Origin of the sequence: Vibrio sagamiensis NBRC 104589, from assembly GCF_007990935.1 — a bacterium.
GTDB lineage: Bacteria > Pseudomonadota > Gammaproteobacteria > Enterobacterales > Vibrionaceae > Vibrio > Vibrio sagamiensis.
The window spans coordinates 34,058-53,250 of the sequence record NZ_BJXJ01000029.1 but is presented as its reverse complement, the minus strand read 5'-3'; the positions used below and the strand labels follow the sequence as shown (position 1 = coordinate 53,250).

11 protein-coding genes and 1 pseudogene are annotated in these 19,193 nt (G+C 36.6%); 8 read left to right on the top strand and 4 right to left on the bottom strand.

The features are described from left to right. Nucleotides 1–442 precede the first annotated feature (442 nt). Nucleotides 443–2,857 carry a hypothetical protein gene (locus VSA01S_RS14050; RefSeq protein WP_039981125.1) on the top strand — a complete coding sequence of 805 codons (2,415 nt, stop codon included), beginning with the start codon at nucleotides 443–445 and terminating at the stop codon, nucleotides 2,855–2,857. Between the two features lie 203 nt (nucleotides 2,858–3,060). Here VSA01S_RS14050 and VSA01S_RS14045 read toward each other — a convergent pair whose 3' ends face one another. Further along, nucleotides 3,061–4,047: a hypothetical protein gene (locus tag VSA01S_RS14045; protein ID WP_039981083.1), complete on the bottom strand. Its 987-nt coding sequence runs from the start codon at nucleotides 4,045–4,047 to the stop codon at nucleotides 3,061–3,063. Nucleotides 4,048–4,910: 863 nt separating this feature from the next. Here VSA01S_RS14045 and VSA01S_RS14040 point away from each other — a divergent pair. From VSA01S_RS14040 to pnuC, 6 genes are all read left to right on the top strand, one after another. Continuing rightward, complete coding sequence (locus VSA01S_RS14040) at nucleotides 4,911–5,624, top strand: hypothetical protein (RefSeq protein WP_039981085.1); 714 nt, start codon at nucleotides 4,911–4,913, stop codon at nucleotides 5,622–5,624. A 398-nt stretch (nucleotides 5,625–6,022) separates the two neighbouring features. Beyond that, the gene (locus VSA01S_RS14035) at nucleotides 6,023–6,601 is read left to right on the top strand and encodes a hypothetical protein (protein ID WP_145993882.1); all 579 of its coding nucleotides are present in this window, start codon (nucleotides 6,023–6,025) and stop codon (nucleotides 6,599–6,601) included. 13 nt (nucleotides 6,602–6,614) lie between these two features. Then, the gene (locus VSA01S_RS14030) at nucleotides 6,615–7,148 is read left to right on the top strand and encodes a hypothetical protein (protein WP_039981087.1); all 534 of its coding nucleotides are present in this window, start codon (nucleotides 6,615–6,617) and stop codon (nucleotides 7,146–7,148) included. Between the two features lie 560 nt (nucleotides 7,149–7,708). After that, nucleotides 7,709–7,960: a hypothetical protein gene (locus VSA01S_RS14025; RefSeq protein WP_039981089.1), complete on the top strand. Its 252-nt coding sequence runs from the start codon at nucleotides 7,709–7,711 to the stop codon at nucleotides 7,958–7,960. Nucleotides 7,961–9,050: 1,090 nt separating this feature from the next. Then, nucleotides 9,051–14,477, top strand: coding sequence for a protein kinase family protein (locus VSA01S_RS14020; RefSeq protein ID WP_039981090.1), 5,427 nt, complete (start codon nucleotides 9,051–9,053; stop codon nucleotides 14,475–14,477). A 254-nt stretch (nucleotides 14,478–14,731) separates the two neighbouring features. Then, nucleotides 14,732–15,466 carry a nicotinamide riboside transporter PnuC gene (gene pnuC, locus VSA01S_RS14015; protein ID WP_050567337.1) on the top strand — a complete coding sequence of 245 codons (735 nt, stop codon included), beginning with the start codon at nucleotides 14,732–14,734 and terminating at the stop codon, nucleotides 15,464–15,466. Nucleotides 15,467–15,530: 64 nt separating this feature from the next. Here pnuC and VSA01S_RS14010 read toward each other — a convergent pair whose 3' ends face one another. Continuing rightward, entirely contained in the window at nucleotides 15,531–16,040 is a 510-nt protein-coding gene (locus VSA01S_RS14010; protein WP_039981092.1) for a hypothetical protein, read from the bottom strand. 183 nt (nucleotides 16,041–16,223) lie between these two features. Here VSA01S_RS14010 and VSA01S_RS14005 point away from each other — a divergent pair, with 183 nt between their 5' ends. Further along, a complete protein-coding gene (locus VSA01S_RS14005; RefSeq protein ID WP_039981093.1) occupies nucleotides 16,224–16,709 on the top strand; it encodes a hypothetical protein in 486 nt (161 codons plus the stop codon). Nucleotides 16,710–17,552: 843 nt separating this feature from the next. Here the strand turns inward: VSA01S_RS14005 and VSA01S_RS20355 are convergent. Beyond that, nucleotides 17,553–17,734 (bottom strand): annotated as a pseudogene (locus tag VSA01S_RS20355) (asparagine synthase-related protein); the annotation flags it as partial. 305 nt (nucleotides 17,735–18,039) lie between these two features. After that, a complete protein-coding gene (locus tag VSA01S_RS13995) occupies nucleotides 18,040–18,996 on the bottom strand; it encodes an AEC family transporter (RefSeq protein ID WP_039981096.1) in 957 nt (318 codons plus the stop codon). Nucleotides 18,997–19,193 lie beyond the last annotated feature (197 nt).

Genomic DNA, 19,193 nt, shown 5'->3' with positions numbered 1-19,193 from the left:
GAACTCTTCAATATCTTTGGAATTTACGCATGAAAAGAGGTGCTCTGATAGGCACCTCAGAAATTTCTTCAATTTTTGCAACAAGTCCTTTGTAGTTAAGGTCTTTGTTTATAATTGAGGTGGTAGTAACCTGTCTGATAAATGACCTTAACAGAATAAATTTTCTGGAAAATATTAAAGTTAGTTCCATTTATGAGATTTCCTTAATCTTTAATTTAAAGCCTTAAAGTTTGCGATAGAACCCAAAAATATTATACGAATTGTAATTAAAGCTAGAGTCTGTCACGGCTCTCACTTTATTTTCAACAGAATCTTTTAGATGCAGATTAATATCATGATTTAGATACATACGAAATGATTTTAAATCAATTTTTATTTATTTTATCACTTAGGAACCTCTTCTCCTGACTCTATTTCATTACTAATGAATGAGGTAAATTTAATGCATAAAAACAAAATAATATTATTCCTATCTGTAGTTTATTCAACCAGCTCATTGGCTATAATTGATATCACTCCTAATCATGTCGAAGTTCATGGTGAACAATGTGAAAGTGGCTATAGGTTACTAAAGCCAGCAGAAGCTAGTAAGCTATCTGGTTCGCTCTATAATCAAAATAAGATTGATATGTGGGGAAGATATTTTCTAGATAATGGAAAGACATTATCTATTAACTATGACAATAGTATTAATGTCGTTCATGATGCTTTTGAGTACATCGTTAATATCGAAGACAATAATTCAAATATTCCAACAGGGCAAAGTCTTTGTACCAAGCAAAATGGAAGTTTCTATGCTGTTGATACGAGTAGTGAAACTAAATATCAAAAGATTATTTACAATGAACTAGCAATAAATCAAGTGTGGAATAATGGTGTTTTACACACAACAACGACTGACCAAATCTCTCGTGTAAAGTATGGCGACAACTTAATTAGTCGAATTAGAATTCTCATCAAAGTTAATCAAGACAGCAGTTCAAGCTTCATGATAAGAGCTATTGGTGAAGATTCAACGCCAGATTCAGGTATTTCCGTAGACCAAGATAGAAATTGGGGCTATGTTGGTCTTGTAGGAGATATTAGAGGAAATGAACTGTTTATGCGATATAACGGCACAGGCGAGAGAGCGCTAGGCCCTACACCATCGCTTTTAAATTCTTTTCTCTTTACACCCGGCTCAGGAAATCCTCTCATGAAATATTGGGAATTTAAATTAAATCTTAAGGAAGATGTTGAAGAAGGATATGTCCTGGTCACACTGAATATTTTTTCTGATAAAGCACAAAAACAACTATTTGAGAAAACCAACTTATCTTTGGAGATTAATCGTGCTGATTATTTCCCTGAGACTGGCATTAGCGTTATGGGTGACTCACTTCTGAGTAGCCCAATCCACTTTCGAACTGATGAGTATTCACAAAACCAGTGGTCATCTTATCACCTTCTTTATAGTACAAGTACTGAAGCCATTAATGATCGATACTTTAGCGGCAAACATATAAGCGTACTTTCCAGTTCAGTTCAAGAAAATAGGTACGCCAGTGATTTAAGCAATCTTATTTTAGCTCAACAAACAACCATACCTTTGGCACTGCCGTCCACGCATCGTCGTCAAAAGAGGTGCCTTGAAGATTTCATTCAGTCGTTACAAAGTCTTGGAGCTTGGGCATTTGCTAGATGGTTGGGAGAGCCGAGTGTCTGTGGTATTAAAAGCCACCAACCAACAGCTAATGTACCTCCCCTTATTGTTGATGATCCTCAACTGACAGGTAACAGCAATAATGTGGTTTATGAGGTAATAGAAGTTCAGCCACACAGTGATAATCCTGATGGATTTAACACCGCTATGAATGTGTTAGCTTGTGGTGACAATGTGAATACCGATACAAATGAAGGAGAATGCACCACGGAGCAGAATGAGGCAATTAATCTGATGGGCGACCTCACTCGAAACCAGCTTAGTACTGTTATTAATGATGTTCAAGAACATCTAAATCTTTCTGCGCAAGGAGCCAGCACTGCATTATCAGTTAATACTGGAAATAGTCACCTTGACTTCTTTATCAACGGAAACCCCGAGGTTGCAATAGACCTATTAAATAGTGCAATGCAAATTGCCAATGTGTCAAATGTAAAGCAGGATAAACTTGTTTCACGACGGACCAAGAAAGGCAAGAAGCGTAATGATAATGTCTTGACGGGGTCTTGTGCCCACAACGACCCAGAAGTAAAAGATGACGATAGCTCTCAGTGTGTGCAAAAAATAAGAAGAAGAGCGAATAAGAAGCCGACAGAAACAGTAGTGAGCTTGCCACCACTTTTGCAAACTGGGGGGCGATACTTTACCAGAAGTTCAGATTCTTCAAACTTTCATAATATGCTCAAGGCCTTCAATAATAGTGGCGTAAGTTCACGTATGAGTATGAATGAACTTACTGGACATACCTGGGCAGTTGCTTATGACGGTGTCGCTTCAGGAAATAATAGGAATTTCATTATTTTGTCTGATGCTAATAATGGCCGTAGAGGAAGGGCTAGCTTCGGGTTGGAGCACATATGGACAAACAAAGATGGGGGCCATCAAGGCGACTTTACTCGGCATGGCTTCCATAACCGAGATATGTTGGCACACATGCTTATGGCAGCCTTAACTAGTGTAAATAGTAATCCTTATATTACAACGAGAACAGGTGAGGGTGGACAACGGAGAGACTATGCTGCTGTAACATTTGTATATGGTCGTTACCACTATCTTTTCACCAACGTTGCTATCGTGGTTGGTAGTGATGGTTATGTCATCACTGCTTTTCCAACGAGAGGTTCTAGACTAGACATAATTGAAGATGAATTGTAACTGCTAATTTTTTAGTAATAGAAACCTTGGGTTCAATTTAATTTTTCTGGCAAAGTGGTGGTATTGCAACGTTTGAGCATACCTTTGAGGCGTAAACTTTTTTCAGGGAATCTGAAAAAGAACTCTCACAGAAGCTTATGAGGTTTGAGAGAGTATATTGAAGTGGCTACTTAGATTAGCCACTTCAGTATCACTGTTTAGATTTATTCTGCATTAATACCGAAATAATTATCTCGTAGTAAATAAGGGGTACACATCGCTGGTGGCTGTATTGGTTGGTTCATAGATTGGAAATTTATTATGCGCTCTGATAAATCCTCTTCTGGTTTAAACACTAATGAGATAGTCCTAGCATCTGTTGTATCATCAAATAAGTTATGATAGATATTATTGTAAGAGTTTTGATTATCAGACTCATCATAAAAGAAGGCATCCTCTTCTGAACGCGAGAAAATGATGTTTTCTAGAGTCAAACTATTAACAACAGAGTTACTTATTTGTCCAACGATATTGGTTCTCCCACTTCTCCCAGTAGGTTGGCCGATAATGGTCATATTTGAGAGCTTAACGTTAGTTAAGGATGTATCACTCATACTATTACTCAGTAAAGATAGCGGTGATGAAGACTTACGGCTTATAAAACCGTTTAGTAGTTTTAAATTTGAAATTGTTGATCTGTTTATACTTGAAGAGAGTAGGCCTTCAACACCAGCAAACTTTATCCCAGACAAGTCAATTGATACATCGGTAAGTTCTTTGTTACTAATGGTATAAAATAATTGGTCGAATGGTGCACCTGTGGTTTTTAGGTTTGTGAATGTGACATTACGCCAATGATCATTAATGTCTAGTAAGTTTTTAAAACTAAATTCATTGTGGATCGATGTGTTTTCGAAAGTGATTTTTTCTAGATTTGCGTTAGTTAATTTATATCCTCTTTCATTTTGGAAATTTAGATTATTGATGCTATTGCCATTGCCGTTAATCGTGCCTGTTAGTGTCTCCACTAACGTTGTTGTGTTTGTACAATCAAGGTCATTGATGATATCAACATACAGTGGGTTGTTATTTTCATTGTATATATTAACCAGTTGGTCGCAACTTGTTACAGCATAATAATCTTGTGCAAATAAAGTTGATGGGAAAGCGGTTGTGATAGAAAAAGTTATGAGTGGTAATATGCGTTGCATGAGAATGATTCCATGATTTTTGTCAGGCAGCAAGGTTAAATTTTTTTGGGTCAATATGCAACTTGGTGATGTTGGTATGTGTTGATATTTCGCAAATGCTCACTATCGAGTGTTGCTCCGTATTAGACATTTGATATTTTTTAAAAACATCAATGCTTTAAATATAATTCATCACTACGCAATGTTGTGTGGGCAAACCTGAATTAAATGGTGCCAATTATCCCCAAACTTATCTTGTGGCGCGCTCATTGGTATGGTTTAGCGCCATGAGCTATGTCACTCTCAGTATGTTATCCGAACGAAGTGTGTTCTTTAATCACTCCACGATTTATCTTTGGTTTATTCACTACAGTCATATCGGGCATAAGGAAGTTACGTCGTTATAAAATGGCCCTCTTATCCCAAAGCATGAGGTATCAATAAACATGCATCTTATGGTAATGCTATTGATTGGCTCAAATGCGAAGGTCGTTTACGGCAATATGTAGATCACTAGCAAGTGAAAGAGATATCCTGGTGGGTACCTCAGAAACATTTTCAATCTGTGCAATAAATTGATTCTCAACATATGGCATCTTTCACTACGCTTTGTTTTTTTATTTATATGCAGGATTTTTCATATTTTTTGTGATATAAGTGGCTATTTTCTTTACTTGTCCTTGTTTTATTTCTAATAGAAATTATAAATCTTTTGTTTACACTAAATATAAGACCGAGTGTCTTTATTAGAATTATATTCTAATAACTAAATATAAATACTCTTTGGATTTTTAACTCGAAGAAATTGATACTAAAATTTATTTCATAAAGTTAAGTGTAAAAGCTAAAGTATTTAGAGCTAAGTTTTAACAAGGATTGTTCATATGAGCAGAAGGAAAAAATTATTAATTCTATTTATAATGGGCCTACAGGGGGGATGTTCGAGCACGGCTCTTGATGTCCAGTTAATCCCAGGTAAGACCGATTGTATGGTATTACAGTCAGAGCCTACAGTTACTTATCTTTTGCCACAAGATTATGATATTGATAAGATAAAATTTTCTAATTTCAATAAGCAATCAGGGGAACACACGTTTGAAACGCTGGAGTGGAGTTATGATAGTGATATTCTACGTGTTGAAAGAAGAACTCATAATGGCATTACAGGATCGGGAGTAATATATGAGGTCCATAGAATCGTCTCTCCAGATAAAATGTCAGTGACCTTTGAACCCAAGAAAGTCTCTAAATATCAAGATGGCGTTGCCTTTCCATACCCAGTACCAAGGTTTAATATTAACACATTTCTAAGTCATAGTTTTTATACCCATCATTTTTCAGTAGACTCTAAATACGGCCCTGACACTGTGAAGAGTAACTTTAAAAGACTATTAACTTCAATAGATCGAGATGAATACGCGTTTGAGTTACCTGGTTTTCGCGTTATTTCTACAATAGAAGTTCTTCCATACCGTAATGGGTCTAAAGCTGACGTGAAGGTGAATATTATGACGTTTTCATCAATTGACAACACGGTTGATCTGCAAGAGATATACAGAAATATCGAAAATAAAATAACAGCAGTAGTAAGAGGTTAATAATAGATGTCTAATCTTTTTGGGCTTTGTGATAAAAACTTCATGAACCGCTGGACTTTAACTATGATTCATCACTGAGTGAAGATATATGACCAGTCTGATTTCAATAGCGAAATTCTCACTACATAACTTACTTTTTTGAAAAGTTAGTTTGATTTTTGATTGCGTTGCCGATGAGCTGAAACTGAGGATGTAATAGAGCTCCGCCTTCCTAGATGAACTTTTCAGTATATCTGGAATTTACATGTGGAATGAGATGCTCAGATGCGCACCTCAGAAATACTTTCAATTGTTTGCAAAAAGCCTAAATGAATCATACTCATTAGTTTGTCTTTTTTAGAATAACATTCCATTAATTCTGTGATTTCATTCGAAAAACACATATAACAGTAATTGACTTGCAAGGTAAAGAAAATATGATTTTCACTCTTATTCAACAGGTTGAGCTTAAAATGAACTTAAAATTTTTACCTATTGTTATATCTTGCTTTTTTCCTCTTTCAGTCTCGGCAAGTTATGATTACTCAAATTCAAGTAATATTATAAATATGGCAGAAATATTAAAATCTGCTCATTCATATAAAGTGGGGGATATTGATGGTGATGGACTTGATGAAATTGTCTATCAAGATGAACAAAACAGTATAAAATATATAAAAGTTTCACCTACATTAAATGAGACAACATTTAATTTTCTAGCTTATAGCAGATGGGTACTTTCAGAGCATCAATATGGAAGTAATTATACGTTAAGTTTTAACTACGATGGTAAAACTGTTTCACTTAATGGAGGGATGAAGTCACTTGATTTAAAAATTAGTCAATATAATACTATTTCTCCACCTTACCTTTCCAGTGTTGGATATATCATTATCGAAGGTGTTACTCCTACCATGATTTGGGGCAAGCTATCAGATTATAGCATTGATGGTGGCAATGCTGAATTAACACCGTTTAAAGCATTCATTAAGAAGTAATTTGAGGTTATGTATGAAAAACATTATATTTGTTACACTTTTCCTTTTCTCTCTTTCAAGCCATGCATCTTCAAGAAATCCATTGGAACCAATCACAATCGTTAAAGGTTCTAGTTCTTATTATGGAGTGAAATCATTTGAGCTTGGTGATTTAGATAATGATGGAGTAAAGGAGATTATTTATCTATCAAATCAGAATGATCTCAATATTGTTGAATATCAAAAGCCGATAGATTCATCATTTTTAGAACGTGTGCATAATACAAGTTGGATATTAAAAGATCATGAATATAATAATAATAATATTTACTATATCACTTTTAATTCATACGAGAATAGAGTTTACTTATTCTTAAATGGTCAATTCAGCTCACCGATTAGTCTTTCTTTAAAAAATGGCATTCTCCAAGGGACCAGCGAAAATAATAGTGTTATGATTTATAGAATTACTGATCATATGATTTGGGGAGAAATAAAGGACTCTAGGTTAGATACATCCCATAGAATGAAGCCTCGAAAATTTCAAGCTATTAGAAAATCCAGCTAGTGTTAATTTTTGAGATTGTTAAAAAAATTGAATATCTTTCTGAGATACCAATCTGAGCATCTCATTTTACACGTAAATTCTCAAGGTATTGAAAAGTTTATTGAGGAAGATGGAGCTTGCTTGTGCCCTCAGTTGCGATTTTTCTAATAGGGTAGGCTAGATGGTCTTTTTGTGTGCTTAATTACCTAAGTTTTGCCTTTAAAATCTTGTTTATATTGCGGTAAATTCGATATAGGGATATGTTGTATTGAAAATTACATAAGTGGCTAAGCCAAGCGATGAAGAGTTTGAAATGCTAAATTTGGCCTAAATGAATTTTATAAGAAACAAGGCTATAAATTATTTGGACAACTTGATGATATGCTACCAGGTTATACGAGTTTCTTTCTCAATAAATAGATGGGTTAATAATCGCGAGATAAAAGGCAGAAATTAAACAATAAAGGCTAGAAAAAATAGGGGTCCTCCAACCTGTACCCCTATTTTATTTTGGGTATATATAAATAACCGACCTATACTCTATCTACCTAGTCACCTACTAAGTACCCAGGAGTTGCGTCATGAAAAAAGTGATATCTTTATTAATTGCAGTATGTTTTGCTGTACCCAATATGGTACTGGCTGTCGATGTCAATAAGCTGACAGAGTCTGTCGATAAAGAAAAAGTGACTGATTCGCTTGATATGGAAAAGTTAAAATCATCAGTGGATGGAACAGATGTCGATTACAAAAAAGCCTATGAGTCCATTGATAAAGATAAAGCCAAAGATGCGGTTGATTTAGACAAAGCAAAGGCTGCGTTACTTGAATAGTATGGACTCGTCTTTAAAATAACCGGGCGCTCATTAGATCGCCCTCTTTTTTCCTTCTTATTACTAGGGTATATACCCTAGTCTTTAGATGCCCATTCCCGGTATTCACTTTTTGTATTCGAGTATGATTTTATATTTTCACCGTATTTGGTTACTGGTTTTTTTCATGGTATTGACCTCTTGTACTTGAATAAGCTGCTATATGCTTACGGTATCTAGCACTTGGATCCTATAACTCGCTATTTTTTGCTCGTGCTGAGCTTCTAATCTCTGAGTTGTTTGCTCTAACTCTGTGATGGTTCGTGCTTGGCTTTGTTCTTCTACATTTATTTCTAGTGTCTTAAAGTTTTGAATATTTCTAGTCGCTTCCTTTGCTTGGTTCTATTCTTGTAATGCACCTTTTGCTTGTTAGGGTATTTGTTGGCTTTTTTGGTACTGGGTGCTTGATGCTGTTTATTTTTACGTACTTTTTGTGTTTGAAAGTACTTTAGAGAGATCGTGTCAATGTCTTTAAAAGCGGAGCCTTCGATATTGTAGCTTTGGCGATCCAAATGAATAAGTGAACATTCTAATAAATCTTTGTATTCAATAAAGAAAAATACGATTAGAAGGTGTTATTTAAAAGTAAATAGTGATAATCACTACTTTTACTGTTTTTTTGAAAGATGAAAGGAGTCAGTAGGGGAGCAAGAGTTTATTAATCTAAAAACTCATCAACTTTTTATTTTTTATATTTATGTTGTAATTTATTAAATGAAAATAAATTTAGTGACTTACGATATCATTCACAATAAATCATCAATAGTATGGTGATTTAGGTATCACCTTTCCACAATATTAAAATTAATATCAGCGACGTCCTCCATTGTATTTGATTTTAATTATCTCAAGTATCTTAAGGCCACTTGGGCATAACTCCTCACAATATTGATTGGAGTAACTCTATTTCAGAATTGGGCTGATAGATGCGATTATTTGTAAAGTGCCACCATGGATCGATGAACATACAAATTTTCACCGTATCGTGCAGAGTGTCGCGACCCTAATTTGCGTCTCTCTGTTCAACACATTAACGACGCGTGCTTGAAAAATGCTAACACCTTCAAATGTAACAATCCAAACAGGTACTTCTGAGCCTAGTAGTGAACCTAAAAACCTATTGAAAAGCTCAAAGCAAAATTTCTCTAAATCGATAAGAAAAGTTTCAAGGGTCGGTGGGGATAAAGATTTGCCTTCTTTGCCTACCTTTGCCCGCCCTAAACAAAATGTGGCTACGGATGTCTTTCAAAGGTTGGAAGCAAAGATCATAAACTGCAGCGATAGCCAAAAGAAGGAAGATCTAGAGCGTGTACTTGAGTGGGTTTCACTTGCTCAGATAAGTAAGAATTATGAACAAATGCCTTTCGATGAGGTGTTTAATACGTTGGCAGATTCAAGTCTAGGGAAGGAAAGAAAGCAAAATATTTCAAGTGAAGCGTTTAAGCTGATAACAGAGATTAAAGTACGAGAAGGGAAAGGAAATTCGAAACAAAAGGCCATGAATAACAGTGCAGGCTCCCTTGCTTTGCATTTTCTTCAGTCATTTGGGCAAGATCTTGTTCGAGTAAAGCAAGAATTCGTACCGGATGGCAGCTTCCTCGATAGTTCAGAAGATACTTTTTTTGATAAGACAGATGATACTCAACCTAAAGACTTAGCGAGACCTTCTGCACCAAATAAGGGAGAGGAAGTTCATCCCAATTTGCGTAAGAGTGAGGGAACGGCATCGCCTGTCGCAGAGGATGATAAGTTTGCTAAGAGTGATTCTAGCCAGCCAAGAGCAGAAACCGCTATCTTGATTGGGGGCGCTGCCGCCGTTGCTGCCGGCAATGCTGCTGAAATTCCCTTATTGACTGAAGGTATCGGCGTCGGTGCCGCAGTATCTCGGCACCGTTCACCTGCAGCGTTGGCTCTCGTAGCAGGAGCTACAATGGTTGGTGGAGGGCTTTATGCTGCCTATAAAGCTGCCGATCAATATTTGCGCGGCGATAATGATGCTGAATCCCCCGATATTCTTGATGATGTGAATTCGTCACAGCAAGAAGCAAACCTTGACCGGGTGTCGAGTGAGCTGGAACTGATAAAAGAAAATATTGATAGCTATATTGAAGATCTTATGACACTTCAAGATGGCGTCCCTATCGTTAATAAAGATATTCAAGATGAGTTATGGGATATCTTTTCTCAGCTATCAGATCAAGATCTCGAAGAACTAGAGAGACTGACTTTCGAGAAGGAATTAGATGATAGTGAACCATTAGATGAAAATCGAGTAAAACGATCGGTTGATAGCTCTAGAAAAAATAGAAAAAGAGACTATGAAAAAATAAAGGAAAAGTTCATCACAAGGATGACTGAGAAATTTCAACGAGATGATCTTTCAGCTGAAAAGAAAAAACTCTTCTTCATTTCAAAATTAGAGCCAGTTCAAGCTAATTTAATGGAATTGAGGGCAATGAGAAGGCGTGGTCAAAATATGTCAATGGATCGGTTTAAGCAGCTTAATCTGCTTAGGTTTAGGAAACGTTTCCTCGATGACAAACTCGATAAATTATCTCAAGCTGATCGTGCGCCCCATGTTCCTTTGGAGGTTGGGGCAGTTTATCGTGAATTATTAGGATTTTGGCACAGTGAATCTAATGACCTTACCTTGGTTGAAGATATATCAGAAAAGCTCGTTTTGGAGCGTATCAAACTAGTGGCTGAACTGTCTTCTTTAGTGACGACTTCGCGTGAGGGGGAGCGCGAGGCAGAGCGTACCCAACTTAATGGAAAAATTGCACTTTTGGATGGGCTGCTTGTAATCACCAACAAAATACCTCGTTTATTAGAAGCGAGAGCGTTGGATTTCGACCAATCGATTAGCCAATTACAAGCATTTGCTAAGTCTCTAGATGGTCACAACTTAGATACGGTCGATTTTGTTGCGGCTATGGAAAACTTCGATTCTATCATTGATGCAGTTTCATTTTCAGAAAAAAGAGTTGCAGATAAATTTGATAAAGATGTCGATAATCTGTTTGGTGCCAAGTTAGGTGAGATGTATCGTAAAAAAACGCCGCTGTATTTTGAGCGGGAATCAGTCTATCAGGAAATGATTGACTTCAAGTCTGGAAAATTAACAGATGAAGACAGTCAAGAACAAAGGAATCTTGCTTCTGAAATTGAAGTTATTGCAATGAAATCACTAGCGGGGTTAAGCCAAGATAATGCTAAAATGTCTGACACAGCTACGGCTTTGTATGCCTCGTCTCGACTTCATGACATCAAAACCGCTCATAATGGTATAGACGCCTATCTTTTCAAAGGAATAGATATAGATAAGTTTTTGCAATCAGATTTGATTTATAGATATAACGAAGGGGCGATGAGCTCAAAATATGATGTTATTTCTGTTGCCGATTATATGTGCAGTAAGGCGATAAACCATCCAATAACTTCGCGGGATAATGTGATAATTTCATGGCCAGATGGGATACACTATGCTCTTCGCGAATTTATTGATCAAGAAAGAGATACGATAGCAAAGTTTGATCAATTCTTGAATCGTCAAACGGGTGTAGAAGAAAGCCGCGAATCTCTATCTCATAATTTGGAAACGCCACAAAAATATTTTCAAACCGTCCTTGATCGTCTAGCGAAAGGGGAAGAGGTAAAATTAACCGATAAGGTTTCGTTTCGCTACAGTGTTAGGTCTCTCAATATGGAGTGGCAGACGGTCGCAAAGCATGAAAATCCACCTATAACAAAAACATTTTCTGTTGCAGATATTCTTGCAGGTAAAGAACGACGTTGGAGGGCAGAGAATTCTACTTATAACATTCGTAAACCGTCTGGCTCGATATCAAAGGGACTATTAAATCGCTTAGAGAATGAGAATGTTCAGGATAAATTCAAAGATAGTCTTCTCAAGTTAAAATCTGACTCAAAATTCAAACAACAGTTTTATCACTATGCTGAATCGGTTCTTCAACTTCATAGTGTGAATATTCAGGACTCTTATGTCATCAAAGAGGCTCCAATGCTGCTTATTTATTCAGCCCCAGAAGATGGCCCTAAATATTCCCGTCACCTTGCTGGTGGGCTGAGCCCAGAACATAGTCCAATAAAAGTGGTGTCCTTACTGAGTAATAAAGCTCAGCGATTTAGTTCTCTAAATGATCTTAAGGCAAAGCTAAAAAAGGACTCACAGCTCAATGATTGGTTCAAAATCCATTTTGATGCCGAATTCGCAGGCGATTTTGACGAGATGAATATATCAAAACAAGGAGGAGATTATTCGTATCTATTTGAACGTACGGTAGAGCAGTATGCGCATAACATGGACGCTCTTGTTCTGTCATCTTCAGAAGCAACATTGCTTGAGATTTTTAACGCACTTGAAGAGGTATCTCATATCTTAGCTTTACCTGCGATGTTGATGGGGCCAATTTCGGGTTTTCTTTATGGAGCAGCCATCTCTGCAGCCCCTTTACTTGGAAAAGCGGCGATCAGTGATACCCAGGCTGAGCGTGATAAATATTTAAAAGAAGCTGCCATTTCAATTGCAATGGAAGTGGGTTTTGAAGTGGGAGGCGAAATAGCAGGCCGACTTGCAGGTAAAGCCATTGAAAGTGCCTCCAGTGCATTTTTTAAAAATAAAGAAATGAGAAACTTGGCTTCTCGAAGTGTTGAATTGCCAAGAGAAATTTTGGAAAGCGGCCACTCTCGTTTTAATGATGAGCTGGTGCAAGGTTTCTCTGAGACAATGGACTGTTCAAGGCCAAAACGGGCAATAGGAGCTGGAGGCTTATGTAAGCTGTTTCGAAAAACACCGTCAGTAAATCGGTCAATCGATGTTGTGAATAACAAATCTTTCAGAGAGTTTGTGCAGCGAGCAAGTGAACAAAATATTGACCTCGGAAGAGTAAAGACGGTAGATCGTAGTTACCGAGATCCCATCAACGAGATTGGTTCAGGATCTATTTGTAAGGTATATCGATATGATAATGAATTTGTTATCAAAGATTACACAGGTTTTATTCATTTAGATGATAATCAAGCACGTTCCAAGCTTGGTCGTTTGCATGCTGCAAGAAATACCGAAACCGCTTTCAATCGCCTTTATGGAGAGGGGGTGGCTGAAGTCATTCTTCATAATGGAGCTGACCCTATGAAAAAGGAAGTCTCCATCAAGATGAAGAAGATTGCAGGTGAATCTTTATCAAGCATGATTGAGAATGGGCGACCGGAATTGGCTGATGTTGTGCGCAAATTTAAGGACGAGGACATTGTAGGCTCTTTGGCGGAAAAACTCAGAATTAATGGAATTGATCATAATGACATTAACTTAGGTAATGTGCTTTATGATTCGCAGTCGGGCAAGTTTTCGCTGATTGATTTTGACAGCTCATACATTATTCCTACGGTTGGCGAAGCTCTACCTGAAGGAAAAGTGACGACGATTAAACAAAACCTTGAGCGTGTTTTCCATGATGTCGATAGAGCTCTGAAAAAAGACAATCATTCCCTATTAAGTGGGCTAGATGCAGGTCAAGGGAGTAAGTTAGCGTTTGAGACTAAAAAATTACCTGGTGCAAGTTTTTTACTTGCTAGAAAAGCTAAAAGAAGCCTAAAGAAAGCGCTACCAATAGCACAATCGAAGCTTGATAACGCATTAACCGCGATGAGTAATTCTATGCTAGAAAAAGAGGTTAAGCTCGCACAGGATGCATTTTTTGGAAAAGGCTTTTTTGAAGATCCAGCGAGCCAGCAGAGGTTAACAAATTTTTTAACGGATATGCGTGATGATATGTCTAAAATATCTGAAGTTAATTTTGATATATCTGACGCAGGAAGTGGCAGTGCAGTTGCGGCGTTGTCCAAAGAGGATTACCTCAAGTTTGCTCGTGATCCAAATTCTAAGTTTCTCAAAGTTTATAAAGATTCCTTGTCTTCGTATTATAAAAAAATGGGTGAAAGTGACAGCGCGGTTGCAGATGTACTCGTGCATGAAATTTCCCATGGTAAACCGCAGAGTTTAGATTTTATTTATGTTGGAACACAAAAGCAGGCAACGGGAGATGTGGATATTTATGAGCTTATTAACCTAGGTAACAATAAGATTAAACATGAAAGCGGCCCATTAGGTGATTCTCCAGTGAGTGATTTTGCTGGTGGAGATTTACCAAACCTTAAAAATGTTAGGGACTCGAAAGGGATCAAAAATGCAGACTCAATCGCACAGTATGTCTCACTGCTTGATAAATCCCGAACCAATCAAGGTGCCTTTGATATGGATATTAAAAAGCTAAGGCAAGTTGAAATGGACACGATGGAATTTTCACAAAGGCTTGAGGATAGCGTTGAAGTCAGCCGTGCGAAGCGCTCTATTATGGAAGAACAAGATACACCAGATTTTTCAGGAATGTTGATTGCAGTGAATAGAGCAGGGAATCAATTTGATATTTATTCACGGGTTGAAGAATCTGGATCTTAGAGGGAGCGCTTGGGAACTGGACGGCCATTCGGCTGTCCAGATTTTGACCGTAATCGAGCAATATTTTTGTCGAGTTAGATTTTGATTTAAAACGTAGGGACAAGCTTATTGAAATTATTAATGGTATTTTGATTTTTATTATAAAAGATAGTGCAACTCTGTGCGTTGTATTATATTACTGTATTACATCAGTTCTGAAGGGTACATGGCCAAAACTTGTACTTGTCCTGCCATTATAAATAGAAATGTTTACCATGCTAGATACTTTATTTAATATCAATACCATTATGTATACTTTCCCAATTGCAGGCTGGGGTGTCGATACTTATGCGATGTCTTATCTGGAATTTTGGGTTAGCCTGCTTAATCTAGGCTCTGTGATTGCTTTTCGTAAAAACCATATCTCAGCTTATCCGCTGTCCATTATTGCATGTGGTGGCTTAGCCGTCATGTTCTATCAAATTAACCTCTACTCAGATCAGTTACTTAATATTTATTTTATCGTGATCTCAATATTTGGTTGGATTTGGTGGAAAAAGAAAAAAGATGATGGCAGTGAGCTTTTTAGTATTCGTTATATGAATAAAGCTTATCAACTTAGAATGATTGTGACTTCAGTTATATCTATTGTTTTACTTGGCACTTTTATAGACCCGATTTTTTCCTTACTGGCAACATTAGTCGCAACAATATTAGGTGAGAGCTATTCTCACACCAATGCAGCTTTGCCGTATTGGGATGCTACAACGACCGTTTTATCTGTATTTGCCATGTATTTGTTGACAAGACGATATGTAGAAAGCTGGATATTATGGGTGATCGTTAATGTGATTAGTGTAGGGCTTTATTATTATCGTGGTGTTCTGTTTCTTTCGCTTGAATATATTATTTTCCTAGCAAACGCAATTTACGCTTGGTATCTCTGGCATAAGGAGAGCCTTTCATACTCAAGCAACCTCAATACATTTGACTCAGTGACTCGCTCCTAAAGGGACGGCCAGGAGTCGTCCCTCCATTTTGTGATGAGCTGTCTATGGTATGAATCCGTGACAGCTATTTACCTGTGATTTTTCTGATAGAAAGCTTAATCAAGATAAATATGGCGATGATGGCTACAACCACATACTCAAATGAGGCCATAAAGCCGACAAATAGATTTACTTTCATCAACATCAGTGCACAAAACATCGACAGAGCTAACATCAGAAACAGCCCTATAATGCGCCCAAAACCAGGGATATACCTAAGGTTAGTGTCTTTAGAAATAATCAGAAGGCTTACGATCATCGAAATGATCGTAAGAAAGTAGAAAGTATAATTCACATTTAACAAGCTTGTCCGTGTGAAAAATAATGTATAAGCGGTTAACACAAAACCAATCGCACCAGGAATAGCAGCCGCATAGATGAGGAGAGAGTAGACATACTTATGTGGAGCTTTGATTCGTTGCACAGGCTTATTTAGTAGGTTGTAGAACAAAGAAATTAAAGGTATAGCAGCAAGGTATATCAACACTTCTAGGTGATATTGCTCAAGCGAAATGAGCAACTGATTTATTGTCATGATTTTGTCCGTATTATTCTGATTAAAATCATTTTAACGACCAATTTCTGATGTTTAAAGGATTTCCAAGGGTTATTCTTGGTTACTTATATAATATAAAATCTTGTTAACAAAAGTTAAGATAAACAACAAGATTTTATGGTATAAAGTTAAACATTAATCAACGCTCAAAGGAATACTGTAATGCTAGCAAAAACAGGGTTAATCGCAGCCATGCTCATTGGAGCTTTTAGCGTGTATGCCAATAATCAACAAGAGACGAATGATCTTCAGGATGTAAAGAATAAAATAGGTAATATTGAAGAAAGTATTGCACAGGCTAAAGATACAATGCGATTTGAACGTACTGTCTATCCACCTGAACATACTCCGGAACCAAAGTACAATAAGGATAAACCTTCACATAGCTACTTTGTCATAGATAAGTATGATATTTACAGCAGTGCTGATGGAGAGCGTATGGTACAGGTGCTCATTACTAACAATTCCTTCAGTGGGGTCAAACTGAAACCCTCTCAGATTAAAGCTTATTTTGGTGGGCAAAACTATGTTTCACCTGTATCCATTGAACAAGATGGTAGTTTCACCCAAGATGAAACAAAATCAGTTACTCTCCACTTTGGTAAACATAACGTACCAGTGATGGGTTTGATTACTCGAAATTATTAGTTACGAAACCATGAGTTTACATTAATAATGTACTCATGGTTTTTTACAACTAACTCACAGTCCACTAGCTACGTTGATATGATCAGGCTAGATAAATTTCATGGACAAGCCCACTAGGTTATTCTCTCCAAAGACATCTAGTTTACCCCAACTACCCGTTTCTAAATCGAGTAATCAGGAAGGTATTCACTAGAGGGTTTGGCACGTTGTTAGAAAATAAAGATATCCAAGATTGATCTCATTGTTTTGCTTTGACGTATTAAAGATGAAACCACGTTGTTTCTTCGTTGTTTTGCGCAGTACGCAGCCAGTACTGCGCTTTTTTTGCACTAGTAAGCTTTCTTAAGCAATCGTTATTCATTTCGAGGCATTGTTATTAATTCTTGAAAAATTGTTATTCCTTTATAATCCTCAATCTTAGTTTGTTGATACAATGGAAAAAAAACATATGAACTTTGAGTTATTTAGATAAGGCTATTTTATCTAAACATGTAGTCACAGTGTTGCCCTTTCAGGTGATATGCTAAATTTATATCTAAACGATAGATAATGATTTCAAATTAATTACTAACTATGCTGTTTTGGTCGAATATATTATGATTCAATGACATGCTTCTTGTTTTTAATAATTAATTCCGAAATCTTTATCACCAGCACAAGAAAAAGCGAAACTATGATCAAAAGTAAAGTTACTTATCAAGACTAATGCACTCCAAGACAGCTCATCCAAGATGGCTGAATCATCTGGTGGATTTTGAGGTTCAGGGCGTTTTTTTGATGGTTAATAGGAATAGGTAAGATGTATGCTTCAAATTGATATTCAGCCTCGTGTATAGACCAACAAATTCTATCGATCCAAGAATAGCCAACTCCATCTGAAAACTGCTCTTTTTGCCGCCACGCAATATGCTTGGGAAGAAGATGTTCAAATGCTTCCCTTAAAATCTTTTTCCCAAAAACACATTTCCGCACATTTTGGCTAACGGGTTTTGAGTCATCATAATATTAATAAATTCGCGATCTAACTGTTTCTTAATGAAATTATTGCTCACTGAGAACTAATTAAAATTTCAAGATGGTAACTGTTTGCTATCTGTAAAACAAAATTTGGTTAATGTTTTAATCGATCAGATTTAATCAAGCGAGATAAAGGATTTTAAGTTATTAATTCCTAAAGATAGGCGTATTAAACTAATATTTAACAGTTACACTTTTGTCATTCAAAAATTCTTATAGTAGTACTAGTAATACAATGCTTTAATGAAAGACATTTTGCTGCCTACTTATCATAATGGATTGGTTGTTTAAGCATGTTTCCAAGGAAAAGAGTTTAAATTAGTTCCAATGTATTCAAAATCATGATCCCTATAGTGCATGTGATAGTAGAGAGTACCGTTGTTAATGCGATGATATTGGCAGCCAAAACCGCATTTCCTCCCATTGAACGAGCCATTACATAGCTTGCAGAAGCTACAGGAGAGGCATTCATAAAAAATAATATTCCAAGTTCAACTCCTCTAAAATCCATAAAATAAGCTCCTGAAGTAATGGCGATTGGCGCTATCATGAGTTTATAACTGCTGGCAAACCATGAAGGTGCTTTTTCCTGTCTCATTGAATTTAGATTAAGAGAACCTCCGATACATAGAAGAGCGAGTGGAAGAGTCATCTTTGATAAGTAATGACCAGCTTCTACTGCGATACTGGGAACAGGAATAGACATCAAATAACAGAAAAGTCCTGCGACTATAGCAATGATCAATGGATTTTTAGTTAAGGTTCTTGCCATCATTTTAGCCGTTTGAGATCCTGAAGCTGTACTTTTAGGAGAGAGGCAAATAACTGCTTGAATATTATATAGAAAAATTGTGATAGCCATATAAAGTGCTGCGAGGGCTATACCTTGTGCTCCATAGGTGCTGGTGACATAAGCAATGCCGATAATGCCGGTATTAGAGCGAAATGCTCCTTGAATGATGACCCCTTGTTCTGATGAGCAACTAAAAAATAGTTTGACTGAAATGTATGCGAAGATAAAAAAGCACACAGTAGCTATAATGCCATAACTAACAAAACTTTTAGCAGCAATAAAGTTATGCTCAGAGGCAACAATGCTTAAAAAAAGCATGGTCGGTAAGGTGACTTGGAAAACCAATTTAGCACCTATTTCAATAAAGTTATCGTTAATTAAACCAACACGTTTGAATAGAATACCCAATAATAACATTAAGCAGATTGGACCAGTTATAGATAAAGATAGTTGCAATTGCTCTAAGATTGTCGTCATAGGTCACCTAGTTTGAGAGTGGTTATATTTTTAGGTAGATTCAAACACTGTATTCTAAGAAGCTACTTAAAACCTTAGATGTGACAGAGCTATTAAATTATGAACATACCTTGGAAATATAAAGTTTTTACATTGCCAATTGCCTAAAAGGCAGTGAATCAAGAACAACATAATCTAAAGCTTTGCTTATAAATTAA